Source organism: Paracoccus limosus, assembly GCF_009711185.1.
Classification (GTDB): domain Bacteria; phylum Pseudomonadota; class Alphaproteobacteria; order Rhodobacterales; family Rhodobacteraceae; genus Paracoccus; species Paracoccus limosus.
On sequence record NZ_WMIF01000021.1, the window covers coordinates 42,306 to 65,323 of the forward strand.

Genomic DNA, 23,018 nt, shown 5'->3' on the forward strand with positions numbered 1-23,018 from the left:
CATGCGAACGGGGGCTGACCTTGCCCGAGACCGACAGTGACTTGCCCGAAAACCCGGCGCGGCGCGATCCGCAGACCACCGACCCCGGCGAAGGCCGGCGCGCGCGTGCTGCCCGGCTAAGCGCCCGGCGCGCGCCGGGGCAGGGGCGCCCGCTTCTGGAGCCGCATTTCTCGCAGCCGGTGCGGCAGGTCGTGCTGATGCTGATCGTGCTGGCGCTGGTCGGCACCGGCGCTTGGTTCGCCTATGGCCGCATCCTGCCGATCTTTGCCGCCAACCCGCTTCTGAATGGCGCGATCCTCTTGGTCTTTGCGCTGGGGGTGCTGACCTGTTTCTGGCAGGTGGCGCAGCTGGTGAAATCCGTCAGCTGGATCGAGCGTTTCGCCGCCAGCCATGCCGGCCCCGCCCTGGTGGGCGAGCCCGCCACCGATGTGCCGCCGCGCCTGCTGGCGCCGCTGGCCGCGATGCTGGGCGCACGCGGACCGGCGCTGGGGGCGATCTCGACCGAATCGGCGCGCTCGATTCAGGATTCGGTGGCGACGCGGATCGACGAGGCGCGCGACATCACGCGCTATCTGGCGAACCTGCTGATCTTTCTGGGGCTTCTGGGCACGTTTTATGGGCTGGCGACCACGGTGCCGGCCATTGTCGAGACCATCCGCACCCTCGCCCCCGATCAGGGGCAAAGCGGGGTCGAGGTCTTTGACAAGCTGATGCACGGGCTGGAAACCCAGCTGGGCGGCATGGCCACGGCCTTCTCCAGCTCGCTTCTGGGGCTGGCCGGCTCGCTGGTGGTCGGGCTTCTGGAGCTGTTCGCCAGCCATGGCCAGAACCGCTTTTACCGCGAACTGGAAGAATGGCTGTCGAGCTTTACCCGCATCGGCTTTGCCGGCGGCGAGGGCGGTCTGGACCAAGCGGCGCTGGTCGAGTTTCTGGACGGGTTCGGCGCGCGGCTGGACGGGTTGCAGGCCTATTACGCCGACCGCGACCTGCTGCGTGACGAAGAGGCCGCCGATGCCGATGCGCGCTCGATCGCGCTGGCCGATCAGGTCAGCCGGCTGGTTGAATTGCTCGGCTCGGATCGTGACCGGCTGACCGTGCAGCTGCTGGCCGAGCGTGAGGCCACGACCGAGGCGCAATCGCGGCTGCTGTCGGTGCTGGACCGCATCGCCCAGGGGCAAGAGGCGCTGGCGGGCACCGTCGGGCGCTCTGACCCGGCGCTGCTGGACGGGTTGCAGCGGCTGGCCGAGGGGCAAGAGCGGCTGGCAGCGCCGCCTGCGGCCGATCCGGCGCTGCTGAAGGGGCTGAAACAGCTGAGTGCCGGCCATGACCGGTTGGCCGCCGGGATCCTGCAGTTGGCGACCCCCGCGCGCGATGCCGGGCTGGAGGGGCTGACGCAGGGGTTGGAACAGGCGCTGGCCCGGCTGGCCGAGGGGCAGGAGCGTCTGGCCGAGCTGGTCGCGCAGGCGCCCGGTTCCGATCTGCCCGGCGACATGCGACAGGCCTTGGCGGGCATCGCCGACAGCCAGAACCGGCTGGCGCAACTGGCCGAACGGCCGACGGGTGAGACCGATCCGACGCAGATGGCGGCGCTGAACCGCGCGCTGTCGCGGCTGGCCGAGGGGCAGAACCGGCTGGTCGAACTGGCCGAAACCCGCGTCACCCCGCAGGACGACCCCGAGGCGCGGATGCGCCTGCGCTCGATCGACGTGCAGCTGGGCCGGCTGCTGGAAGAGGCTGCCAGCGACCGCGACGGGCTGATTTCAGAGCTGCGCGAGGATCTGGCGGCGCTGACCCGCGCCATTCGCGCGCTGGAGGCGATGAGCACAGGCGCGACGGGTATGGGCGGGCGCCATGGGGCTTAGCCGGCACGGGCAGGGGCGCGAGCGGTTCTCGGCCACGATCTGGCCGGGCTTTGTCGATGCCATGTCGACGCTGCTTCTGGTGCTGATCTTTGCGCTGACCATTTTCATGGTGCTGCAATCGGTGCTGCGCGAGCGCATCACCTCGCAGGACAGCGAATTGAAGCAACTGGGCAATGTTGTCGCCAGCAAGGACAGCGAATTGCAGCAATTGGGCGAGCGTGTGGCACTGTTGAGTCAGTCGCTGTCGACCGCGCGGCACGAGGCCGAGGTGCTGGACCGCGATCTGGCCGCCGAGCGCCTGCGCGCCAAGGCCGCCGAGGCGGCGGTGGCCGAGGCCCGCACCGAGGTCGATGCCCAGACCGAGGCGGCGCGGCTGGCGGCGGCCCGGCGCGATGCTCTGGAGGCGCTGGTCGCCGATCTGCGCAAGCGTGGCGAGGACACTGGCGCCGCGCTGGACCAGACCCGGCAGCAGCTTTCGGATGTTGAGGCGCAGCGTCTGGCCGATGCCGCCGCCGCCCGTGCCCTGCAAGAGCGGCTGGACAAGTCCGATACCGAATTGTCGGCCATCACGCTGGCGCTGGAAGAGGCGCGCAAGAAGGCCGAGACCACGCTGACTCTGCTGGCGGCCGCCGAGGCCGCCAAGAAGGAGCTGGGCGACAAGGCCGAGGCGCAGGCCAGCGAGGCCGAGCGTCAGGCCGGGCTGTTGGCGCTGGCGCAGCAGAAGCTGAGCGCGCAGCAATCGGCCTCGACCGAGGATCAGCGGCGCACGGCGCTGTTGAACCAGCAGGTGCAGGCGCTGAACGACCAGCTGGGCAGCCTGAAGGCGATCCTGCAAAGCGCCAGTGACGACAAGACCGCCGCCGATCTGAAGGTCGAGGATCTGGGCCGGCAGTTGAACGTGGCGCTGGTGAGGGCCGCCGAGGAAGAGCGGCAGCGCCGGGCGCTGGAGGAAGCGGCCCGGCAAAAGGCGGAATCCGAGGCCAAGGATCTGACGCGCTACCGCTCGGAATTCTTTGGCCGGCTGTCGCAGATTTTGGCCGGGCGCGAGGGTGTGCGCGTGGTGGGCGACCGTTTCGCCTTTTCCTCGGAGGTGCTGTTCCCGGCGGGCGAGGCGACGCTGTCGGACGAGGGCAAGGCGCAGATCGCCCGCGTGACCGATACGCTCAAGCAGATCGCCGGAGAGATCCCGCCCGAGATCGACTGGATCATCCGGGTCGATGGCCATACCGACAGCCAGCCCTTGTCCGGGCAGGGGCGCTATCGCGACAACTGGGAGTTGAGCCAAGCCCGCGCCCTGTCAGTGGTGCGCTATATGGTCGATGATCTGGGCTTTCCGGCCAGCCGGCTGCTGCCCGCAGGCTTTGCCGATACCCGCCCGGTGGCGCAAGGCAACAGTCCCGAAGCCATGGCCCAGAACCGCCGCATCGAGCTGAAGCTGACCGAGCGCTGAACCCTGCCCTTGGCAAGATGGGTATTTGGGAAATGGTGAAAGCCGGCGGTTGGGCGATGCGGGGGCCAGGCTTAGCTGCGCGGGTCGAGCAGGGTGTAGGGATCGGGAAAGCGGTTGAGGTAGCGGATCATCGGTCCGGCGGCGCGCCATTGCCGGAACAGGGCGGCGCGCAGGGCGCCGGGCTCGGGCCAGTGCCGGCGGCCGGATTGCGCGACCTGCGGGGTTGCGGGGAAATGCTGGGCCAGCACCCGGCCGAAGGCGTCGCGCATCCGCATCGGCACCACGCCCTGCGCGCTGTCGAGCCAGGGTTTGCGGGTGCCGATGAAATGGATCAGGCAGGGATCGGCCATGCTGGTCAGATGCGCCGAGGCGGTGGTGAACTGCCAGTTCCAAAGCGGGCTGATCTCGGCCCAGTCGCCTTTCAGGATGCCGTTCATCAGCGCCTGATCTCGGCCGAGGCCGGCGAGGTGGCTTCGGGCGAAATCGGCGGCGCGGGCGGGCAGGTTCTGGGCGGCGAAGGCCTGGGTGTCGATCATCACCACGCCGGCGTTGAAATAGGGATGCGCGGGCTCGCCCAGTTTCTGGAACTCGCGCGTCTTGCGACCGGGGGTGCGCCATTGCCGGTTGTCGCGCACCGCCGCCACCGCGCGGCCCAGCATGTCGGCATTGAGCAGCCGGGCGGGGTCGCCGCGCTCATAGAGGATATCGGCGTCGATCACGAGGATGCGCCGGTAATGGCCAAGGAGCGCATGGCCGAGGAACAGCTCCATATAGGTCGCGAGCGAGCGGCGGGCGTCGAGCGGCAGCGCATCAAGCAGCGCGTCGTCGCGCGCCGCGACATGGCCGATCCCGGCGGCTGTCAGGACCGGGGGCAGGGCGACCGGCTCGGGGCCACCGATCAGCACGTCATGGGCATGGCCGGCGGCGGCCATGGCCAGCGCCGGCGTTGCCGCATAGGGCAGGTAATTGGCGTCGCAGGCGACGATGACCGCCGTGGAATGGCGGGGCGCGAAACCCGGACTGAAGATCGGGGTCAGGGGCATGCGCATGGTCCTATGCAGCCGGCGGCTTGACCGGTTTAGGGGCTGCCGCAAGGCTTGTCCAACGCGGGCCTTCAGGTCTCGGATTGCTGCTGCGGCGCCGGTTCGCGCGGGGGGCGGCCAATGATGTCGCGCAGCGCGTCCAGCTCGATGAAATTGTCGGCCTGACGGCGCAATTCGTCGGCGATCATCGGCGGCTGGCTGCGCATGGTCGAGACCACCGAGACCCGCACCCCCTGACGTTGCAGCGATTCGACCAGCGGCCGGAAATCGCCGTCGCCCGAGAACAGCACCGCGTGATCCAGACGTGGCGCCAGCTCCAGGGCGTTCACCACCAGCTCGACATCCATGTTGCCCTTGACCTTTCGGCGGCCCATGCTGTCGGTGTATTCGCGCGCCGGCTTGGTCACCATCGAATAGCCATTGTAATGCAGCCAGTCGACCAGCGGCCGGATCGGCGAATAATCCTCGTTTTCCAGCAGCGCGGTGTAGTAATAGGCGCGGATCAGCTTGCCGCGGCGCTCGAACTCTTGCCGCAGCAACTTGTAATCAATGTCAAACCCCAACGACTTTGCGGCTGCGTAGAGATTCGACCCGTCAATGAACAATGCCAGCCGGTCGTCCTTGTAAAACACGATACCCTCGATATGAATGAGAACTCATTACTTGACGAGACGTTAGCCTTGGTTGCCCTCGGCGGAAACCTACCTAGTTCGTCAGGTCGGCCCGAGACTACCCTGCGCCGGGCAATCGGGCAATTGGCGGCCGAATCGGGGTTCGAGCTGCGCGCAGTCAGCCGATTCTGGCGCAGCCCTGCCTGGCCCTTGGGCAGCGGGCCCGATTACGTGAATGCGGCGGTGGCACTGACCACCCGCCATTCCGCCGAAGCGGTGCTGGCGATCCTGCACCGGATCGAGGCAACCTTGGGCCGGTTGCGTGACGGCGGGCGCTGGCAGGCGCGGGGGATCGATCTGGACCTGATCGCATGGGGCGATGCGGTGCTGCCCGATGCCGGGTTTCAGGATGCCTGGCGCGCGCTGTCGCCGGACGAGCAGCAACGGATCGCGCCCGACCGGCTGGTGCTGCCGCATCCGCGCATGCAGGATCGCGGCTTCGTGCTGGCGCCTTTGGCCGAGATCGCGCCCGGCTGGCGGCATCCGCGGCTGGGGCTGAGCGTGGCGCAGATGCTGGCGGCCTTGCCAGCGCAGGCTTTGCAGGATATGACCACGCTGAACGCTTGACATTCGCAAGGCGAGGGCCGAAGTATCCGGCTTCGCCCTGCTTGCCGATTCCAAGCGAAACCCGATTCCAAGCCACAGGTGACCGATGGCCCGCGTAACAGTCGAAGATTGCGTCGACAAGGTTCCGAACCGTTTCGATCTGGTGATGCTTGCTGCCCATCGCGCGCGCGAAATCGCTGCTGGTAGCCCGCTGACCGTCGACCGCGACAATGATAAAAATCCGGTGGTCTCGCTGCGCGAGATCGCTGACGAAACCCAGCCCGTGGACGAGCTGCGCGAGCGCATGATCGAGGCGACCCAGACCCAGATTGAGGTCGACGAGCCCGAAGAGGATGCGATGGCGCTGCTGCTGGGTGCCGAAATCGACCGGCCGAAGCCGGTGGACGAGGAATCCGAAGAGCGCATGCTGCGCATGATGCTGGAAGCGAACAGCCGCGGCTGAGACTGATCGAGGTTTTCGACAACAAATGATCGACGTCGAAGACCTCCTCGCGCTGGTTCGAAACTACAATCCGCGTACCAATGCCGACCTGATCCGCGACGCCTATGAATATGGGCGTCGCATGCATGAAGGGCAGTTCCGCCATTCGGGTGAGCCCTATTTCACCCACCCCGTCGCTGTCGCCGCCATCCTGACCGAGATGCGGCTGGACGATGCCACGATCATCACCGCGCTGCTGCACGACACGATCGAGGACACCCGCTCGACCTGGGCCGAGGTGTCGCAGATGTTCGGACGCGAGGTGGCCGATCTGGTCGATGGCGTCACCAAGCTGACCAATCTGCAGTTGTCCGGCGCGCATTCCAAGCAGGCCGAGAACTTCCGCAAGCTGTTCATGGCCATGTCGCGCGACCTGCGCGTCATTCTGGTCAAGCTGGCCGACCGGCTGCACAACATGCGCACGATCAAGTCGATGCGGCCGGAAAAGCAGCTGCAAAAGGCGCGCGAGACCATGGATATCTATGCGCCGCTGGCAGGGCGCATGGGCATGCAATGGATGCGCGAAGAGCTTGAGGATTTGGCCTTCAAGGTCATCAATCCCGAGGCGCGCAACTCGATCATCCGCCGTTTTGTCAGCCTGCAACGCGAATCCGGCGATGTGATCCCCAAGATCACCGCCGATATCCGCGCCGAGCTGGAGCGCGAGGGCATTGAGGCCGACGTCTATGGCCGCGCGAAAAAGCCGTTCAGCATCTGGCGCAAGATGCAGGAAAAACAGCTGTCCTTCTCGCGGCTTTCGGACATCTACGGGTTCCGCATCATCACCCGGACCGAGGCCGACTGCTATCGCACGCTGGGCGTGATCCATCACCGCTGGCGCGCCGTGCCGGGCCGGTTCAAGGATTACATCAGCCAGCCCAAGGCCAACGGCTACCGCTCGATCCACACCACGGTTTCGGGCCGCGACGGCAAGCGGGTCGAGGTGCAGATCCGCACCCGCCAGATGCATGAGGTCGCCGAATCCGGCGTGGCCGCGCATTGGGCCTATCGCGACGGTGCGCGGACCGAGAACCCCTTTGCCGTCGATCCGGGCGAATGGATCGCGAGCCTGACCGAACGCTTCGGCGAAGAGGATCACGACGAATTCCTCGAGCATGTGAAGCTCGAGATGTATTCGGACCAGGTGTTCTGCTTCTCGCCCAAGGGCGATGTGATCCCGTTGCCGAAAGGCGCGACGCCGATCGATTTCGCCTATGCGATCCACACCCGGCTGGGCAATTCCTGCGTCGGCGCAAAGGTGGACGGCATCCGGGTGCCGCTGTGGACCCGGCTGAAGAACGGGCAATCCGTGGACATCATCTCGGCCTCGGGGCAGCGGCCGCAGCCGACCTGGCTGGATATCGTGGTGACGGGCCGGGCAAAGGCCGCGATCCGGCGCAGCCTGCGGCAAGAGGACCGGACCCGCTTCATCAAGCTGGGCTCGGAGCTGGCCCGCGTGGCCTTTGAGCATGTCGGCCGCAAGGTCAGCGACAAGGCCCTGCGCACGGCGGCCAAGACCATGGCACTGCCCGATACCGACGAATTGCTGGCCCGCATCGGCAGCGCCGAGATCTCGGCGCATGAGGTGCTGTCGGCGCTGTATCCCGAACTTGCCGCCAAACGCTCCGAGATCGACGCCAAGCGCGGCGTGGCGGGGCTCGAGGCGGATCAGGAATTCACCCGCGCGCCGTGCTGCAACCCGCTGCCGGGCGAACGCATCGTCGGCATCACCTATCGCGGCAAGGGCGTGGTGATCCATGCCATCGACTGCCCGGTTCTGGCCGAGTTCGAGGACAGCCCCGACCGTTGGGTCGACCTGCATTGGCGCGAGGGCCAGCACCCCGCCGCCTATTCGACCGAACTGTCGCTGACCATCCGCAACGATGCTGGGGTGCTGGGGCGGATCTGTTCGCTGATCGGCGGGCAGGGGGCCAATATCTCGGATCTGGAATTCCTCGACCGCAAGCCGGATTTCTACCGGTTGCGCATCGAGGTCGAGCTGCGCGACCGTGAGCATCTGCACGCGCTGCTGACGGCGCTGGATGCCGAACAGGACGTGGCGCAGGTCTCGCGCATCCGCGACCCGTTGGCGCATGTGGAATAGCTGCTAGACCCCCAGCCGGTCGCGCAAGGCATACCAACTCATGCCGGCGACCAGCAGCGGCCAGCGCAGTGCCGCGCCGCCGGGAAACGGCGGCTGCGGCAGGGCGGCCATGGTGTCAAAGCCCTCGGACTGACCCGCCACCGCCTGCGCCATCAGCTTTCCGGCCAGCGTGGCCAGCGCCAAGCCATGGCCGGAATAGCCGCTGGCCGACAGGCAATTCGGCGCCGGCCGGATGAAGCACGGCATCCGGTTCATGGTGATCGCCAGCGTGCCGCCCCAGGCATGGGTCAGCTTCACATCCGCCAGCCCCGGATAGATCTGCAACAAGGGCTTGCGCACCTTGGCAAAGATATCGGCCGGAAAGCGATAGCTGACATTCTCGCCGCCGCCAAAGATCAGCCGGCCCTCAGGATCCAGCCGCCAGTAGTTCACCACGAACTTCGTGTCATGCACGCCGATGTCGCGGGCCAGCACTTCACGCGCGCGCGCGCCCAAGGGCTCGGTCGCGACGATGAAATTGTTGATTGGCATGACCCGGGCCGCGACCTTCGGCTCCAGATCGCCCAGATAGCCGTTGCAGGCAAGGATCAGGTGATCACAAAGGACGGTGCCGCCGGCCGTCGTCACTCGCGTCTGGCCGGTGACATCGCCATGCCGGATGCCGGTGACCGCGCTGCGTTCATGGATCACCGCCCCCGCCGCATCGGCCAGCCGCGCCATGCCGATGGCCAGATTCAGCGGATGCAGATGGCCCGCGCCCATGTCCAGCTCGCCCGCGACATAGGCCTCCGAAGGGACGAGGGCGCGAAACCCATCGCGGTCCAGCGCCTCGATGGCGTGATAGCCGTAATCGCGGGCCAGCCTCTCGATCATGGCCCGCGCATGATCGAACTCGCTTGGCTTGCGAAAGGCATGGGCGATCCCGTCCGCCACCGGAACGCCCGCACGCGCGGCCAGCGCACGGGTCAGGGCCTTGGCTGCCTCGGCCATGTCCCACAGATGATGCGCCGCCTCGCGGCCCGCCATCCGCTCCAGCTCGTCCACCTCCAGCCGCTGGCCCGAGCCCAGCTGCCCGCCATTGCGCCCCGAGGCGCCAAAGCCGACGCGATGCGCTTCCAGCAGCACGACCCGACGCCCCGCCTCAGCCAGATGCAGCGCCGCCGACAGGCCGGTATAGCCGCCGCCGACCACGCAGACATCCGCCCGCACCTCGCCCCGCAAGGGGGCGAAATCTGCCAAGGCCGCGCGCGTCTGGGCATAGAGGCTGGGCGGATATTCCCCAAGCCGGTCATTGCAGAACAGCAGGTCCATCCTTCACCATTTTCCAAATACCCGGCCAAGCGTGGTCAGGGGCGCCGGAGCTCACACGTTCAACAGCAGGTGCTCGCGCTCCCACGGGCTGATGACCTGCAGGAACTCCTTGTATTCATTGCGCTTGACCGCCTGATAGACGGCAAAGAACTCGGCGCCCAGCACCTCGCGCATCGGCGCGCTGTCGTCCATCAGGTCCAGCGCGTCGCCCAGATTATAGGGCAGCTCATCCTCGGACATATAGGCATCCCCCAGACATTCCGCGCGCGGATTTTCCTGCTCGCAAAGGCCAAGGTAGCCGCAGGCGAGACTGGCCGCGAGCCCCAGATAGGGGTTGCAATCCATTCCCGCCAGCCGGTTCTCCAGCCGCCGCGCCTCGGGGCCAGAGATCGGCACCCGCAGACCGGTGGTGCGGTTGTCGCGGCCCCACTCCAGATTGATCGGTGCCGCGAAATCAGGGACATAACGGCGATAGCTGTTCACATAGGGCGCCAGCAGCGCCACCGCCGCCGGCAGGTGCTTTTGCATCCCGGCGATGAAATGCAGGAATTCCGGCGTCTCGCGGCCCTGCGTGTCGGAAAAGATATTGCTGCCCGACTCGATGCCCACCACCGAATGGTGGATATGCATGGCGCTGCCCGGTTCGCCCTCGATCGGCTTGGCCATGAAGGTTGCGAAACAGTCGTGGCGCAACGCCGCCTCGCGGATCAGCCGCTTGAAGAAAAAGATCTGGTCGGCCAGATGCACCGGATCGCCATGGTTCAGGTTGATCTCGACCTGACCGGCGCCGCCCTCTTGCAGGATGCCGTCGATCTCGAAGCCCTGCGCCTCGGCGAAATCATAGATGTCGTCGATGACCTTGCCGTATTCATCCACCGCCGACATGGAATAGGCCTGTTTCGCCGCCGCCCGCCGCCCGGTGCGGCCCATCGGCGGCATGATCGGCTGGTTCGGGTCGATATTGCGCGCGGTCAGAAAGAATTCCATCTCCGGCGCGACGATGGGCTGCCAGCCCTTTTGCCGGTAAAGCTCGACCACACGTTTCAGCACGTTGCGCGGTGCAATGGGCACCGGGTTGCCGGACTGGTCGCAAACGTCATGGATGACCTGCAAGGTCACGTCGGCGGTCCATGGTGCCGCGGTCGCGGTCGAAAAATCCGGGGTCAGGATCATGTCCGGTTCGGTAAAGGCGCCGTTCGGGTTATCGGCCCAATCCCCGGTGATGGTCTGCAAAAAGATCGAGTTCGGCAGGTAGAACCGTTCCTGATGGTCGAACTTCGACGCGGGCATGGCCTTGCCGCGCGCGACGCCGGCGATGTCGGCGACGATGCATTCGATTTCGTCCAGCCGGCGGCCCGAGACATAGTCCCGCGTCGCGCGCGGGGTTTCGTCGATCCAATGCGCTCTCATGCTGCACCTCGCGCCGCGGCGCGCGGCGCCTTCAGAAAGCGTTCGATCCGGTCGGCCAGCAGGGATGAGGGGCCAGAGCCCGACATGCGGGCCTGCGCGCGGGTGACCAGCTCGGCCGGGATGCTGCTGCTGCGGTGGTCGATCAGGCCGGCGATCATCGCATCGCCAAATTCCGGATGGCCCTGCACAGTCAGCGCACGGTCATCGTCATAGACCAGCGCCGCATTCTCGCAAAACCCGTTCGCGGCGATCGGCCGCGCGCCTTGCGGCCGTTCCACCACCTGATCCTGATGCCAGGCGTTCAGCGTCACCGGCTGGCCCTCGAAATCATAATCCTGCGCGCCGATGGCCCAGCCGCCGGCATATTTCTCGACCTTGCCACCCAGGGCCTGCGCGATGATCTGATGGCCGAAGCAGATGCCGACCAGCGGCACATGTTCGCCGTAGGCGCGGCGGATGAACTCCTCGAGCGGCGGGATGAAGGCGTGATCTTCATAGACGCCATGGCGCGAGCCGGTCAGCAGCCAGCCCTCGGCCTCATGCACCGAGGCGGGAAACTCCATCGCCTCGACATGATAGCTGGCAAAGTCGAAACCGCGCCCGGCCAGCAGGGTTTCGAACATGATGTCGTAATCGCCCAGTTCGCCGCGAAGAGTTTCGGGAGACTGACCGCATTTGAGAATGCCGATGCGCATATCTGGCCTGTTGATTGTTTGCCGCCAAGGTAGTGCCGGGCGCCGGACCGGGCAAGGGGCCTCGGCCGTTTGGGGGCTGGCCCCGCTGCCGGTCGCAGGCTAGGCTGGCGCGAAAAACAGCAGCAAAGGATGTGTCATGCCCGGACTTCTCCCAGAGGTCGATCCCGATGGCCTGCAGGAATTCTCGGTGGTGTTCACCGATCGCTCGCTTAACCACATGTCGCAGAAATTCCAGGCGGTGATGCGCGACATCTCGGCCGATCTGCGCGCGGTCTATCGGGCCGAGGCGGTGGCCTTGGTGCCCGGTGGCGGCACCTGCGCCATGGAGGCAGTTGCGCGGCAATTCGCCCGCGACGCCCACGCGCTGATCGTCAGGAACGGCTTTTTCAGCTTTCGCTGGAGCCAGATCCTTGATGCCGGCGGTTTTGCCGCCGAGACCACAGTGATGATGGCGCGGCCTGCGGGGAATGAGCCCAAGGCTGCCTTCGCGCCCGCCCCGGTCGATGAGGTGGTGGCGCGCATCCGCGAGGCGCGGCCCGATGTGGTCTTTGCCCCGCATGTCGAGACGGCGGCGGGGATGATCCTGCCCGACGACTATATCAAGGCCGTGGCCGATGCTGCGCATGAGGTCGGCGCGCTGATGGTGCTGGACTGCATCGCCTCGGGCGCGATCTGGGTCGATATGGCGGCAACCGGGGTGGATGTGCTGATCTCGGCGCCGCAAAAGGGCTGGTCGGCCTCGCCCTCGGCTGGGATGGTGATGTTCTCGGCCCGGGCGCTGGCGCGGCTTGATGAGACCACCTCGAACAGCTTCGCGCTGGACCTCAAGAAATGGCGCGCGATCATGAAGGCCTATGAGGACGGCGGCCACGCCTATCACGCCACCATGCCCACCGATGCCATCGTCGGGCTGCATGCGGCGATGATGGAAACCAAGGCGCTGGGCTTTGACGAGGCCAAGGCGGCGCAATGGGCACTGGGCGAGGCAGTGCGGGCAGATCTGGCGCGGCGCGGGCTGCGCTCGGTCGCGGCCGAGGGCTTTGCCGCCCCGGGCGTCGTCGTCTGCTATACCGACGATCCCGAGGTGCAGAACGGCAAGAAATTTGTGGCGCAAGGTTATCAGATCGCTGCCGGCGTGCCCTTGCTGGTCGGCGAGGGCGAGGGGTTCCGCAGCTTCCGCATCGGGCTTTTCGGGCTCGACAAGCTGAAGGATGTGCAGGGCACGCTGGACCGGCTGCTGCCGGCCTTTGACGCGGCGCTGTAGGCCGGATGGTCTGGCGCCTGCGAACTGGTTTCGCAGGCGCCACCCGTCATTTTACGTTCTTTTCCTTCTGCCCCTCGGCCTTGCACAGGGAATCGGCCTCGGCCACGCTCATCTTGGCAGGGCGGTCGATTGCGCGGTCCCAGACGACCAGCTTCTTCGTATAAAGCTGACAGGTCACCGGGCCGGCGGGGCTGCTGATCTTGACCGGGGTGGTTTCATAATTCTTGGGATCCATGGAGCAGGCGCCTAGCAGGACGGCGGCCGAGAACAGGAAGAATGGTGCCTTGATCGTCAATTCTTAACTCCAGGTTGATTCTGCGCATTTCCATGCCGTCATATTGGAGTATTTCGCGTTAGGCGTGTAAAGTGGATCAGGGGAACATCTTCTGATTTATGCCTGAAATCAAAAAGGCCGCCCCCGAAGGAGCGGCCCTGATAGGTTCGGGGCGAGGCCGGATCAGACGTTGTCCAGCGCCTCGATGGCCTTTTCCAGATCTTCCTTGGACACGGTCTTGTCCGAGACCTTGGCGCCTTCCACGATGTGGTCGACGACCTTGTCTTCGAAGATCGGCGCGCGCAGCTGCTGCTGGGCTTGCGGGTTCTGCTGGATGAACTCGAAGAAGGCGCGTTCCTGACCCGGATATTGGCGGGCCTGACGCAGCACGGCTTGGGTCATCTCCTGATCCGAGACGGTGATCTCGGCCTTCTGGCCGATCTCGGCCAGCAGCAGCCCCAGACGCACGCGGCGCTCGGCCAGTTTCTTATGCTCGTCCGTGGGCTCGATCTCGCCATGGTTATGGCCGTGATCGTCCGGGTGCTCTTCGTGATAGAGCTGGTGCGCGATCTGGTCGGCTTCGGCCTCGACCAGCGATTCGGGCAGCTCGAATTTCACCAGATCATCCAGCTTGTCCAGCAGGGCGCGTTTCAGCACTTGACGCGAGGCGCCTTCGTATTCGGCCCGCAGCCGCTCGCGGATCTGCGCTTTCAGCGCGTCCAGGCTGTCGGCGCCGAATTTCTTGGCCAGCTCATCGTCCAGCTCGGCCGGTTTCGGCGCTTTCACGGCTTTGACCGTGGTTTCAAAGACGGCATCCTTGCCCGCCAGACCGGGGTGGCCATAGTCTTCGGGGAATTTCACCTCGATCTTGACCTCATCGCCAGCCTTGGCGCCGACCAGCTGCGCCTCGAAGCCGGGGATGAAGCTGTTCGAGCCCAGAACCAGCGGATAGTCCTCGGCGCTGCCGCCTTCGAACAGCTCGCCATCGACCGAGCCCTTGAAGTCGATCACCAGCTGATCACCGTCCTTGGACTTGGTGCCTTTCTTGCGATCCTCGAAGGATTGCGCGTTCTTGGCCAGATTCTCCAGCGCCTCGGTCACCTGCTCTTCGCTCGGCTCGACGACCAGACGCTCCAGCTCGACGCCCGACAGATCGGGTTCGGGGATGGCGGGCAGGGCCTCATAGGTGACGTCGACCACAAGATCGTCGCCCTCTTTCCAGGATTCGCCGCCGACCATTTCGACCTTGGGCTGCAGGGCAGGGCGGTCGCCGGATTTCTCCATATGATCGCGCAGGGCCGAGTCGATCGCTTCTTGCATGGCATCGCCCATGACGCGCGGGCCGAACTGCTTTTTCAGCATCGCCATCGGGACCTTGCCCTTACGGAAGCCCTTCATCTCGATTTCGGGCTGAGCCTCTTTCAGCTTCGTTTCAACCTGAGCGGCCAGATCGGCCGCCGGCAGGGTGAATTGGTAGCTGCGCTTCAGCCCTTCGTTCTGGGTTTCCTTGACCTGCATGTGCGTTCCTTCATCCAAGCATGGGACGGCTTCTTGTCGAGGCGCCCGGCCATGCCGGATCCCCGGCCTATGGCCGTCGCGTTTCAGCGCGCTAGCTATGGGATTTCGCGGTCCATAGCAAGAACCAAGGGGATTTGCCGGCCCGGCCCGGTGGCGCGTCTATAGAGGTGCCGGGGCGGGCGCTCGGGAAACGCATTCCGTCCCCCTCTCGGGCGGGATATCACCGTGCCGTTTCGGAGCTGTTTCCGCATCTGTCTGGAAACATGGGGGAAATGGCAATTTTCATGTTTTCTTCATCCGAAGTGATTTTTCCGCTTGCGCCCATTTTCACCCACCCCTATACGACGCCCTACGCAGACGGCGGAAACGTCATCTGGACCTCCGGTGGGGCCATAGCTCAGTTGGTAGAGCGCTTGAATGGCATTCAAGAGGTCAGGGGTTCGACTCCCCTTGGCTCCACCAAATCCTCCCAAAGACGACGTGATGGATAAAATGAACCGGCATCCCCGGTCTCGATCCTTCATACAGGGCTGTCGTGACGCGTGGGCCTGATCCGTGATGTTGGCGGACGAACTTCAAATGAAATCTGGAATGCCGTGCTGCGGCATGGGCTCGGCGGCATGCCTGCCCCATCACCGCAATGCAGCTTGCGCGATCCAGCCCGCATATCGGTCGGCTCGATCGAAACGCATGAATTTTCGGATGATTTCTGCCACCAAGTGGCGGAGAGGGTGGGAGTGTCAGAAATGAATTTAATCATTCGCTTAGACTGTCAAACAACCCCAAAACTCCCCGTTGTATTGCTTAGGTTTATTCTGCGATTGGCAACCCGCTTGCAGGGCCTCAACCAGAGGAACTGCCATGGAAGGCATCAACCTAAACGACCATTTCGACCTGTCCGACCTGCTTTCGGATAGCCCAACAGAAAACGCCGCCCCGGCTGGAACCCGGAACGGCGTTGAAACTGCGGTGGCCGAGAAAAGCAACCTTCTCAAAGATAGCGCATTGGATGCGATCGGGCAAGGCTGGGATGCAATGGCCGCTAGCCCGCGCTGGGTGGCGTGGCGCGAAGATCAGCGCAACGGCAAACCCGTCAAAGTGCCTTATTGCGGCCCGCAGCGTATGGCACGGGCAAATGATCCGGCAACTTGGATGCCCAAGGGGCGTGCGGAGGTGCTGGCATCGGCCTTGCTGTCGGAAGGGCAGCGCGGCGGCGTAGGCCTGATGCTGGGCGACGGCATCGGCGGCGTGGATCTGGATTCGTGCTATGATGACCTGAACGGCCTTGCACCGTGGGCCGCCGAGGTCATCGACCGCTTTGCCAGCTATGCCGAAATCAGCCCCAGCGGAACGGGTGTTAAGGTGTATTTTCGATATGCGCCCGATGATTTGGAAGCCGCCCGCGCTATCATGGGAACGCAGCACGGCAAAAGCTGGTCGCGTGGCAGTCACCATGAAATCGCCTTGCATCTGGGCAACCGTTACTTTGCCTTCACGGGGCAAGGGCTGCCCGCTTCGCCTGCCGATATGCGGCTGGTTGATCGCGCGGCGCTGGAATGGCTGATCCAAAACGCCGGGCCACGGTTCAAAGGCGATGCGCCGTCACCCGTCATAGCAGCCAAGGACGAGTCCCGCAGCGGGCGGGCCTTCCGGCTGGCGGGCCAGTGCAAGCGTGCGGGCGAGTCCTTTGAACAATTCGCTGCCGCCTGTCATTCAGATGCGGCCCTTACCGAATGGGCCAAGGACGATCGGCAATTGCGCCGCGCATGGGAACGCGCCCGTGATCTACCTGCTGTCGATCTGGCCGATTTTGACGACCTGCCCGGCGCGATTGTTACAGATTTTGCAGTCGATGAGATTCCCGACCTGTCGCACGATCAGCTTGCACTGGATCTGGGCCGCGACGGCTTCGACGCAAATGCCCGCTATGTCGGGGAACTGGGCGGCTGGCTGCTTTGGGAGGGCACGCGCTGGCAGGCTTCGCCGGGTATGCGTCCCATGTCGATCGTGCGGGACTATGTGCGGGCCAAGGCAACGGCGCTGATGCGGTGGGCCGAAGCCAGCGCCAAGGCGCGACGGCTGGATGATGAGGCGACCAAGGAACTGATCACCGCCACGCGGGCCAAGGCCAAGGCAATGCGGCAAGATCCGTTCATTGCGGCAGTGGAACGGCTGGCGCGGTCTAACCATTGTTCCTTGAGCCGCCCCGAGAACTGGGACGCAGACGATATGCTGCTGGGCACGCCGGGCGGCACGGTGGATTTGCGCACAGGTGAGTTGCGGCCCGCCGATCGTCGCAATTACATCACCAAAAACACCAGCGTTGCGCCTGCCGCCCAAGGCGAAGCCCCAACGGCTTGGCTGCAATTCCTTTCCGAAGTCTTCCCGAACGATCCTGACATGCCGCGCTTTATCCAACGACTGGCAGGCTATGCTCTGACCGGCAGCACGCGGGAACACCGCCTTTTCCTGTTCCACGGCAGCGGGCGAAACGGCAAGGGGACACTGCTGAACACCTTGCAGGACATCATGGGCGATTATGCCAAAGGCGTGCCCACTTCGGCCCTGCTTGAGACGCGCGGGACGCAGCACGCCAGCCCGATCGCCCGCCTGCGCGGTGCGCGGCTTGTTCGCGGCGCTGAGCTACCCGTGGGGCAGACGTGGAACGAGTCGCTCATCAAGCAACTGACAGGCGGCGACACGATCACCGCAAACCTGATGCGCCAGGACTCTTTCGAGTTCACACCGAAGTTCACGCTTATCATTGACGGCAACACCAAGCCGCGCATCCGCACGACTGACGTTGCCATGAAAGCCCGCATGACGCTGGTGCCCTTCACCGCGTCATTCGTGGGCCGGGAAGATCGCGGGCTACCTGATCGCCTGAAAGAAGAGGCGGGTGCAATCCTGCGCTGGATGATCGACGGCGCCGTTGCGTGGCATAGGGAGGGCTTGGGCATCCCTGCTGCCGTGGAAGCCGCCTCAACCGCCTATCTGGCCGCCGAGGACGTGCTTGCCGATTTTGTCGCGGATGAGATCACGCAGGATCTGGGCTGCAAGGTCACGGTTAAGGATCTGTATCAGCGTTACCTGACGTGGTGCGATCAGGAACGCAGCAAGCCAATGGCTAAGAATACGTTCAGCGAAGCCATGGTTGAGCGTGGGCATGTGCGTCGGCCCGGTGCCAAGAACTGGCCAACCTTCTACGGCATCGCGTTGCGTGATGGTTTCGACGAATGCCCAGAAGTTGGTGAGGCAACCTGAGCATGGCATGGGTTAACCGGGTTAATCGGCTGGCATTATGGGCTCCTATACGCGCAGGCAAATCAGTTCCTCATTCTGACTCTATAGGAGTCGATAAGGGCGCGGTGATTAACCCGGTTAACCCGCATCACCCGCAAGCATCTGGGCAATCGGACCAATGCATTCTCATACGTCCTCAAGGGTCCTTCCCTGCCGGGTGGCACCGCGGGGGACATGGACCTCGATGCAAAACGCTGTGCAGAATTTTTTCAACTAGGGTGTCCGAAAGATGCATCTGAATCAAATCGACGATGAGAGCTGGATTCTCGATCTAAATGAACCCGCAGCACCGCAAAACGTCCTGCAGGTTATCCCGGCAGAGATGACCGAGGCCGAGCTGTCCAGCTTCCTTGGTATCACAGCCAGCCGCACGCGGACCTTGGCCCGTGACGGCGCGCTTGTGAAATCTGGGCGGGGCCGGTTCGATGTGCGGGCCTCTGTGCTTTCCTATACCGCGAGGATGCGGGAAGCGGCGGGACGGGCAGGCAATCCAGCAGCCGGTGCGGACCCCGACGCGCTAAAAGCAGAAAAGCTGCGCCTCACCCGCGCACAGGCCGATAAAGAGGAAGCCAGAGTTCAACGCGAGCGTGGGGAACTGGTCGAAGCCGCAGCCGTCACCCGCGAGTGGGCCAGCATCCTGCGCGACCTGCGCAATGCCCTGCTGGCGGTGCCGTCCCGTTGCGGTGCAGGGCTGCCGCACCTGACCGCGACCGATGTCGCCACGATCGACAACGAAATCCTCCGCGCGCTGGAGGGGCTGGGCCATGCAGGTTGAAGCTATCCGCGCCGAGGCGCTGCGGGCGCTGCTGCCGCCGCCCAACGTCCCGCTGGCTGACTGGATCGAATCCAGCGTCGTGATCCCGGCCAGCGCGTCAGCACTTCCGGGCAAGATGCAGCTTTGGCCTTTCCAGCGCGGCTGGTGCGAGGCCATCGAAGATCCCGAAATTGAACGCATCACAATCCAAAAGGGTGCGAGGATCGGTTACACGCAATGGCTCAGCGCAACGCTGGCGCATTTTGTCGCTAACGCCCCGGCGCCCATCATTGCCCTGCAACCAACTGCCGACGATGCGCGGGATTACAGCGTCGAACTGGAGTCGCTGTTTGAGGCATCGCCCAGCCTGCGCGGGCTGCTGTCCGACGATGCCGACGAATCCGGCCGCAGCACGATGCTTGCGCGCCGCTTTCCGGGCGGCAGCCTCAAATTTCTTGCGGCCAAATCACCGCGCAATCTGAGGCGGCACACGACTCGTTTTCTGGCGATGGATGAAATCGACGGATACGAGGTCACACAGGAAGGCGACCCGATCAAGCTGGCCGAAATGCGAACGCTCACCTTCCGCGACCGCAAGATCTTGGCGGGCTCGACTCCCATTTTCGACTTTGGGCCGATTACCCGCCTTTATGGCGAAAGCGACCAACGCATCTACGAGGTGTTATGCCCCGAATGCGGCGGCTTCCATGAAATCGAATGGGCACAAATCACGTGGCCAGAAGGTCAGCCCGACCAAGCGGCTTGGACCTGTCCCGGCTGCGGTTGCGTCATTGAGGAACGCCACAAGCCCGCAATGGTCGCACAAGGCCGCTGGCGAGCCACAGCGCCCGAGGTGAAGGGCCACGCCGGATTCCGAATCAACTGCCTTTTCAGCCCACATCACAACGCGCGCTGGGGCAAGCTGGCAGCCGAGTTCCTGCAAGCCAAGCGCAGCCCCGAGACGCTGCAGCCATTCGTCAACACGATCCTTGGCCAGCCTTGGAAGACAGAGGGCGAAGACTTCGATGAGCATGAGCTGTTCCGACGCCGCGAACCCTTCAGCCTCGACCAGTTGCCGCCCGAGGTTCTTTGGCTGACCTGCGGAGTGGATTGCCAGGACGACCGGCTTGAGCTGGTTATCATGGGCCACGGCGAAACCGATTGGCTGGTCCTCGATCATCGCGTGATCTGGGGGCCGATCGACGGGGAACAGGTTTGGCAGGATCTGGACTCGGTGCTGCGCGAGACTTGGAAGCATCCCAACGGCGGCACGATCAAGATTGACGCCTGCGCGGTGGACTCTGGCGACGGTGGGCACCTTGAGCATGTCATGGGCTTTTGCCGGTCGCGTTTCGGGCGTCGCGTCGTCCCGATCAAGGGCGTGCCGGGCTTCAGTCGCGGGCTGATTCAGAAGTCGGGCAATCAGCATCTTTGGCTTGTCGGTGTCGATGCTGCGAAATCGCAGTTGTTCGCGCGCGTCAGCCGGTCGCAGGGCATCCGCTTTTCCGAAGCCCTGCCGCCGATCTTCTTTGAACAGTTCGCATCAGAACGCCGCATCGTGCGCTATGTGCGCGGCAAGCCTGAAGCCCGGTTTGAGAGGATCAAAGGCAAGCGGGCCGAAACGCTGGATGCCTCAGTTTACGCGCTTGCGGTGCGGCAGCTAATCGGCCAGCGTCTGGATCTGCGGCAGGCGGAACTAGCAAGCGCGGCAGCGCCGAAAGCACCGCCGCGCGTGATTAAATCTGCTTGGATGGCGCGGTGATCGCTTATCGCCCGTTCAGCTCTGCGAAGGCATCCGCTGCCAGATACGCGATGGTGGCCAGGAATTGATAATCATCGACCAGCGCCGCTTCTGTAATGCGGGCCACCAAAGCCGGAATTTCAATGCTGTGTTCGGTCGCCGCCGCGCGCATAGCCTCGACGGCTGCGCCTTCCCCGGTAAGTTTCATTTGCTGATTCCCTCATGTTGCACCATGGGAATCAGCATGGCGACAGAAACGCGCATTGGCAATAATTATTTAGCAGTTACATACACTTACACTTTTCGCGTGAGATCGCACTTGAAAAGTGAAAGTTACGCCCGACCAAACCTTTTCGGGACGATCCGGGCTATTGCGCCCGCGTTAATGGCCTGAATTGCAGCCGTCGCAGTTTCAAGCACCGCCGTTTCGGTCGCATCTGCCAGGTCGCGCGACCTGGAGAGGAACGGGACCTTCCGATAATCGCCGTCATCCCGAACGACGACGACGCAGAGGTGCCAACCGCGGGAAGCATGAGATGCCCACAGGCGGCGCTCACCGCCTGTAGCCGGGCGCAGCCACGCCCGCCGATCCGGGAACCGCGCCCGGAACCGCTCATCGATCATCGCGCCCTTTTCGAGTGTCTGCATGGTTTTCCTATGTGCTGAATGAATAAGGGCGGCGCGCTCACCGTAAGCCACACGCCGCCCCCGCAAATCCCGCGCCAACCAAACGCTAATCTGCCGCGCGTTTGGGGGAGGATAACCCGCCCGCGCCTTTCTTGTGGTGCGTGGGGCGATCGAAACCGCCCCACACCATCATGCCCCACGATTGAAGCCCCCACAGCTTCGCATAATGCCCTTATCGCATCTTGCAGTGCCCGCTGCAACATTTTTCTTGCAGCTGGCACTGCAAGATGCGATAAGCATGAAAAAGGAGCTCCCGCCAATGCGTCTTGCTGACATCGCCGATCAAATCGCACCACACTTGAACCGGGACGCCGCGTGGCTGCATGGAACGCTGCGCAATCCCACAATGAAAGCCCATTTGGGTGGCACGCCAGGTCCGACCGCAAAAAGCCCGACCGAATATGACCATGCCGATATGGTTCGCGCCTTTGTGCTGCTGGTTGCGCAACTGTCCGATGTGAACGGCGCCGATCTGGCGAAGGTCGCGGCAGCATTGGAGGTTCGGAGGGCCGCTTTGCAGGATGCGCCTGGCGGCTTGGTGCCTCGGGCACTGGATGAAATGATCGCATCGATCCGCGCTGGCAGCCGCAACTGGCATCTGGCCGTGCGCTATGTCCTGAACGTCGAAGGACAGCGGGAAATGATCATCGAACTGTCGCGGTTCGACATGGTTGTGCAGGGCCGCCGCGCAGCAAATGCCGAGCGTTTCACCCGCGGCGACGTGACGCTGAGCTATCAGTTTTTGCCGCTGGGCGATCTGCTGTCGCCGCTGCTGGCGCAAGAGGCTTAAGCCATGGCGTTCTGGTCGCGACTCCTCAACCGCAGCGCCGCACCTGCGCCGCAGGTCCGCAGCTATGACGCGGCCAGCCCGTCCCGCACCCGCTTCAATGGCGGCGCCAACCGATTCGCGGGCTACGGGCCCGAAACGACCGCAGCCGCGCCCAGCATCCGATCCCGTGCCCGCTACGCCGCCGAGAATAACGCGCTGGCCGCTGCTGCCGTCGCGGCTTGGACGGATGCGGCAATCGGGGCAGGTATGCGCCCGACGAGCCAACACCCGGCCAGCCTGACCCGGCAGCTTCTCGATGCGTATTTCGCGAAGTGGGCCAAGCGTGCAGACGTGCAGGGCCGGGCCGATTTTTATGGGCTGCAGGCCCAACTGGCCCGATCCGAAAGGATTGACGGCGAAGCGCTGCTGATGTGGCAAGGCGACCAGTTGTTGCACCTGCCGCCCGAGCAGATTGCCGACATCACTACTGACCGCATCGCGGCGGGTGTGGAACTCGACGACTCCGGCCGGGCGCAGGCATTCCATATTCACCCGATCCGGCCCGATGCCTTGCAGGCAGCCTATGCGCCGCCCGTGCGCGTGCCTGCCTCGGATGTGATCCATGTGTTCCAGCCTGCCGGGCCGGGACAGGTGCGGGGCGTTTCGGCCCTGGCGCCGGTGCTGCTGGCGCTGTCCGAACTGGATGGGCTAGAGGATGCGTTGCTGACCCAATCAAAGGTTGCGGCGCTGCTGTCAGTGATCCTGACCAACACGGCAGAGATGGGCGGCGAAGATCCCTTGGCCGATGGTCAAAGCCTCGAACCTGGCAGCATGATCCGGCTGCCTGGTAATTGGCAGATCAACACCATCGCGCCCCAGCAGACGCAACAGGCCGGGGAATTCCTGCGCCATCTAACCCAACGAATTGCTGCAGGGGTGGGAATTCCCGCACATCTCATCAGCCATGATGTCAGCCAGGCCAATTATTCGTAAGCGCGACGACGAGGCCCTATGCAGCGAGGCTTGACGCTTGGTCGTAGCACCAGGGCATGAGGTCCTCGATGCGGGATCTGGGGTGTCCGTCGAGGATGGCCCGGAGGGTATCGGCGAGGTA

At 64.3% G+C, this 23,018-nt stretch carries 21 protein-coding genes and 1 tRNA gene; 12 read left to right on the forward strand and 10 right to left on the reverse strand.

What is annotated here, in order from left to right; translation table 11 throughout:
- The first annotated feature begins 20 nt into the window (after positions 1 to 20).
- Positions 21 to 1,862, forward strand: a complete 1,842-nt coding sequence (locus tag GL279_RS19700) for a coiled-coil domain-containing protein (protein ID WP_425495609.1) — start codon at positions 21 to 23, stop codon at positions 1,860 to 1,862.
- Positions 1,852 to 3,312 (forward strand): peptidoglycan -binding protein, encoded by a 1,461-nt coding sequence (locus GL279_RS14155; protein ID WP_155065291.1) that lies wholly within the window; start codon positions 1,852 to 1,854, stop codon positions 3,310 to 3,312. Before GL279_RS19700 ends, GL279_RS14155 begins: the two co-directional genes overlap by 11 nt.
- 71 nt (positions 3,313 to 3,383) lie before the next feature.
- Here the strand turns inward: GL279_RS14155 and GL279_RS14160 are convergent, their stop codons facing one another.
- On the reverse strand, positions 3,384 to 4,355 hold the full coding sequence (locus GL279_RS14160) for a glycosyltransferase family 8 protein (protein ID WP_170293986.1): 972 nt from the start codon (positions 4,353 to 4,355) through the stop codon (positions 3,384 to 3,386).
- A 71-nt stretch (positions 4,356 to 4,426) separates the two neighbouring features.
- Positions 4,427 to 4,987 (reverse strand): LabA-like NYN domain-containing protein, encoded by a 561-nt coding sequence (locus GL279_RS14165; RefSeq protein WP_343039818.1) that lies wholly within the window; start codon positions 4,985 to 4,987, stop codon positions 4,427 to 4,429.
- A 12-nt stretch (positions 4,988 to 4,999) separates the two neighbouring features.
- Here GL279_RS14165 and folK point away from each other — a divergent pair, with 12 nt between their 5' ends.
- The 3 genes from folK to GL279_RS14180 all read left to right on the forward strand — a co-directional run bounded on the left by folK (position 5,000) and on the right by GL279_RS14180 (position 8,178).
- On the forward strand, positions 5,000 to 5,593 hold the full coding sequence (gene folK / locus GL279_RS14170) for a 2-amino-4-hydroxy-6-hydroxymethyldihydropteridine diphosphokinase (protein WP_155065293.1): 594 nt from the start codon (positions 5,000 to 5,002) through the stop codon (positions 5,591 to 5,593).
- A gap of 85 nt (positions 5,594 to 5,678) precedes the next feature.
- Positions 5,679 to 6,035 (forward strand): DNA-directed RNA polymerase subunit omega, encoded by a 357-nt coding sequence (rpoZ, locus tag GL279_RS14175; RefSeq protein WP_155065294.1) that lies wholly within the window; start codon positions 5,679 to 5,681, stop codon positions 6,033 to 6,035.
- A gap of 25 nt (positions 6,036 to 6,060) precedes the next feature.
- Complete coding sequence (locus GL279_RS14180) at positions 6,061 to 8,178, forward strand: RelA/SpoT family protein (protein ID WP_155065295.1); 2,118 nt, start codon at positions 6,061 to 6,063, stop codon at positions 8,176 to 8,178.
- A 3-nt stretch (positions 8,179 to 8,181) separates the two neighbouring features.
- Here GL279_RS14180 and GL279_RS14185 read toward each other — a convergent pair whose 3' ends face one another.
- The 3 genes from GL279_RS14185 to GL279_RS14195 are packed head-to-tail and all read right to left on the reverse strand — an operon-like array spanning position 8,182 to position 11,594.
- Complete coding sequence (locus GL279_RS14185; protein ID WP_155065296.1) at positions 8,182 to 9,489, reverse strand: NAD(P)/FAD-dependent oxidoreductase; 1,308 nt, start codon at positions 9,487 to 9,489, stop codon at positions 8,182 to 8,184.
- A 51-nt stretch (positions 9,490 to 9,540) separates the two neighbouring features.
- Positions 9,541 to 10,899, reverse strand: a complete 1,359-nt coding sequence (locus GL279_RS14190) for a glutamine synthetase family protein (protein WP_155065297.1) — start codon at positions 10,897 to 10,899, stop codon at positions 9,541 to 9,543.
- A complete protein-coding gene (locus GL279_RS14195) occupies positions 10,896 to 11,594 on the reverse strand; it encodes a type 1 glutamine amidotransferase (protein ID WP_155065298.1) in 699 nt (232 codons plus the stop codon). The genes GL279_RS14190 and GL279_RS14195 overlap by 4 nt, the downstream gene beginning before the upstream one ends.
- 136 nt (positions 11,595 to 11,730) lie before the next feature.
- Here GL279_RS14195 and GL279_RS14200 point away from each other — a divergent pair, with 136 nt between their 5' ends.
- Positions 11,731 to 12,858 (forward strand): aminotransferase class V-fold PLP-dependent enzyme, encoded by a 1,128-nt coding sequence (locus GL279_RS14200; protein ID WP_155065299.1) that lies wholly within the window; start codon positions 11,731 to 11,733, stop codon positions 12,856 to 12,858.
- A 46-nt stretch (positions 12,859 to 12,904) separates the two neighbouring features.
- Here the strand turns inward: GL279_RS14200 and GL279_RS14205 are convergent, their stop codons facing one another.
- Together GL279_RS14205 and tig are read right to left on the reverse strand one after the other, a co-directional pair.
- On the reverse strand, positions 12,905 to 13,093 hold the full coding sequence (locus tag GL279_RS14205) for a hypothetical protein (protein WP_155065300.1): 189 nt from the start codon (positions 13,091 to 13,093) through the stop codon (positions 12,905 to 12,907).
- Between the two features lie 222 nt (positions 13,094 to 13,315).
- Complete coding sequence (gene tig / locus GL279_RS14210; protein WP_155065301.1) at positions 13,316 to 14,650, reverse strand: trigger factor; 1,335 nt, start codon at positions 14,648 to 14,650, stop codon at positions 13,316 to 13,318.
- A gap of 386 nt (positions 14,651 to 15,036) precedes the next feature.
- Here tig and GL279_RS14215 point away from each other — a divergent pair.
- The 4 genes from GL279_RS14215 to GL279_RS14230 all read left to right on the forward strand — a co-directional run bounded on the left by GL279_RS14215 (position 15,037) and on the right by GL279_RS14230 (position 20,469).
- Positions 15,037 to 15,112: transfer RNA gene (locus tag GL279_RS14215), tRNA-Ala, on the forward strand.
- A 399-nt stretch (positions 15,113 to 15,511) separates the two neighbouring features.
- Positions 15,512 to 17,914 carry a phage/plasmid primase, P4 family gene (locus GL279_RS14220; RefSeq protein ID WP_155065302.1) on the forward strand — a complete coding sequence of 801 codons (2,403 nt, stop codon included), beginning with the start codon at positions 15,512 to 15,514 and terminating at the stop codon, positions 17,912 to 17,914.
- Positions 17,915 to 18,182: 268 nt separating this feature from the next.
- Positions 18,183 to 18,728, forward strand: a complete 546-nt coding sequence (locus GL279_RS14225) for a terminase small subunit (RefSeq protein ID WP_155065303.1) — start codon at positions 18,183 to 18,185, stop codon at positions 18,726 to 18,728.
- Entirely contained in the window at positions 18,718 to 20,469 is a 1,752-nt protein-coding gene (locus tag GL279_RS14230) for a phage terminase large subunit family protein (RefSeq protein ID WP_155065304.1), read from the forward strand. Before GL279_RS14225 ends, GL279_RS14230 begins: the two co-directional genes overlap by 11 nt.
- Positions 20,470 to 20,473: 4 nt before the next feature.
- Here the strand turns inward: GL279_RS14230 and GL279_RS14235 are convergent, their stop codons facing one another.
- Both GL279_RS14235 and GL279_RS14240 read right to left on the reverse strand, forming a co-directional pair.
- Positions 20,474 to 20,656 carry a hypothetical protein gene (locus tag GL279_RS14235; protein WP_155065305.1) on the reverse strand — a complete coding sequence of 61 codons (183 nt, stop codon included), beginning with the start codon at positions 20,654 to 20,656 and terminating at the stop codon, positions 20,474 to 20,476.
- A gap of 125 nt (positions 20,657 to 20,781) precedes the next feature.
- Positions 20,782 to 21,096, reverse strand: coding sequence for a hypothetical protein (locus GL279_RS14240; RefSeq protein ID WP_155065306.1), 315 nt, complete (start codon positions 21,094 to 21,096; stop codon positions 20,782 to 20,784).
- A 298-nt stretch (positions 21,097 to 21,394) separates the two neighbouring features.
- Between GL279_RS14240 and GL279_RS14245 the strand changes: the two genes are divergently transcribed.
- Together GL279_RS14245 and GL279_RS14250 are read left to right on the forward strand one after the other, a co-directional pair.
- Positions 21,395 to 21,925 (forward strand): hypothetical protein, encoded by a 531-nt coding sequence (locus GL279_RS14245; RefSeq protein WP_155065307.1) that lies wholly within the window; start codon positions 21,395 to 21,397, stop codon positions 21,923 to 21,925.
- A 3-nt stretch (positions 21,926 to 21,928) separates the two neighbouring features.
- On the forward strand, positions 21,929 to 22,897 hold the full coding sequence (locus tag GL279_RS14250) for a phage portal protein (protein WP_155065308.1): 969 nt from the start codon (positions 21,929 to 21,931) through the stop codon (positions 22,895 to 22,897).
- 16 nt (positions 22,898 to 22,913) lie between these two features.
- Here the strand turns inward: GL279_RS14250 and GL279_RS14255 are convergent.
- A partial coding sequence (locus GL279_RS14255; protein ID WP_155064130.1) for a transposase domain-containing protein occupies positions 22,914 to 23,018 on the reverse strand: 105 nt, incomplete at its 5' end.

Bases quoted from the DNA above. Each gene is read 5' to 3' on its own strand.
- GL279_RS14220 (WP_155065302.1), top strand. From the start codon at position 15,512: ATGGAAGGCATCAACCTAAACGACCATTTCGACCTGTCCGACCTGCTT.
- GL279_RS14240 (WP_155065306.1), bottom strand. From the start codon at position 21,096: ATGCAGACACTCGAAAAGGGCGCGATGATCGATGAGCGGTTCCGGGCG.
- GL279_RS14245 (WP_155065307.1), top strand. From the start codon at position 21,395: ATGCGTCTTGCTGACATCGCCGATCAAATCGCACCACACTTGAACCGG.
- GL279_RS14160 (WP_170293986.1), bottom strand. From the start codon at position 4,355: ATGCCCCTGACCCCGATCTTCAGTCCGGGTTTCGCGCCCCGCCATTCC.
- folK (WP_155065293.1), top strand. From the start codon at position 5,000: ATGAATGAGAACTCATTACTTGACGAGACGTTAGCCTTGGTTGCCCTC.
- GL279_RS14230 (WP_155065304.1), top strand. From the start codon at position 18,718: ATGCAGGTTGAAGCTATCCGCGCCGAGGCGCTGCGGGCGCTGCTGCCG.
- GL279_RS14250 (WP_155065308.1), top strand. From the start codon at position 21,929: ATGGCGTTCTGGTCGCGACTCCTCAACCGCAGCGCCGCACCTGCGCCG.
- GL279_RS14205 (WP_155065300.1), bottom strand. From the start codon at position 13,093: ATGGATCCCAAGAATTATGAAACCACCCCGGTCAAGATCAGCAGCCCC.
- GL279_RS14225 (WP_155065303.1), top strand. From the start codon at position 18,183: ATGCATCTGAATCAAATCGACGATGAGAGCTGGATTCTCGATCTAAAT.
- GL279_RS14200 (WP_155065299.1), top strand. From the start codon at position 11,731: ATGCCCGGACTTCTCCCAGAGGTCGATCCCGATGGCCTGCAGGAATTC.
- GL279_RS14195 (WP_155065298.1), bottom strand. From the start codon at position 11,594: ATGCGCATCGGCATTCTCAAATGCGGTCAGTCTCCCGAAACTCTTCGC.
- tig (WP_155065301.1), bottom strand. From the start codon at position 14,650: ATGCAGGTCAAGGAAACCCAGAACGAAGGGCTGAAGCGCAGCTACCAA.
- GL279_RS14235 (WP_155065305.1), bottom strand. From the start codon at position 20,656: ATGAAACTTACCGGGGAAGGCGCAGCCGTCGAGGCTATGCGCGCGGCG.
- GL279_RS14155 (WP_155065291.1), top strand. From the start codon at position 1,852: ATGGGGCTTAGCCGGCACGGGCAGGGGCGCGAGCGGTTCTCGGCCACG.
- GL279_RS14190 (WP_155065297.1), bottom strand. From the start codon at position 10,899: ATGAGAGCGCATTGGATCGACGAAACCCCGCGCGCGACGCGGGACTAT.
- GL279_RS14185 (WP_155065296.1), bottom strand. From the start codon at position 9,489: ATGGACCTGCTGTTCTGCAATGACCGGCTTGGGGAATATCCGCCCAGC.
- rpoZ (WP_155065294.1), top strand. From the start codon at position 5,679: ATGGCCCGCGTAACAGTCGAAGATTGCGTCGACAAGGTTCCGAACCGT.
- GL279_RS14180 (WP_155065295.1), top strand. From the start codon at position 6,061: ATGATCGACGTCGAAGACCTCCTCGCGCTGGTTCGAAACTACAATCCG.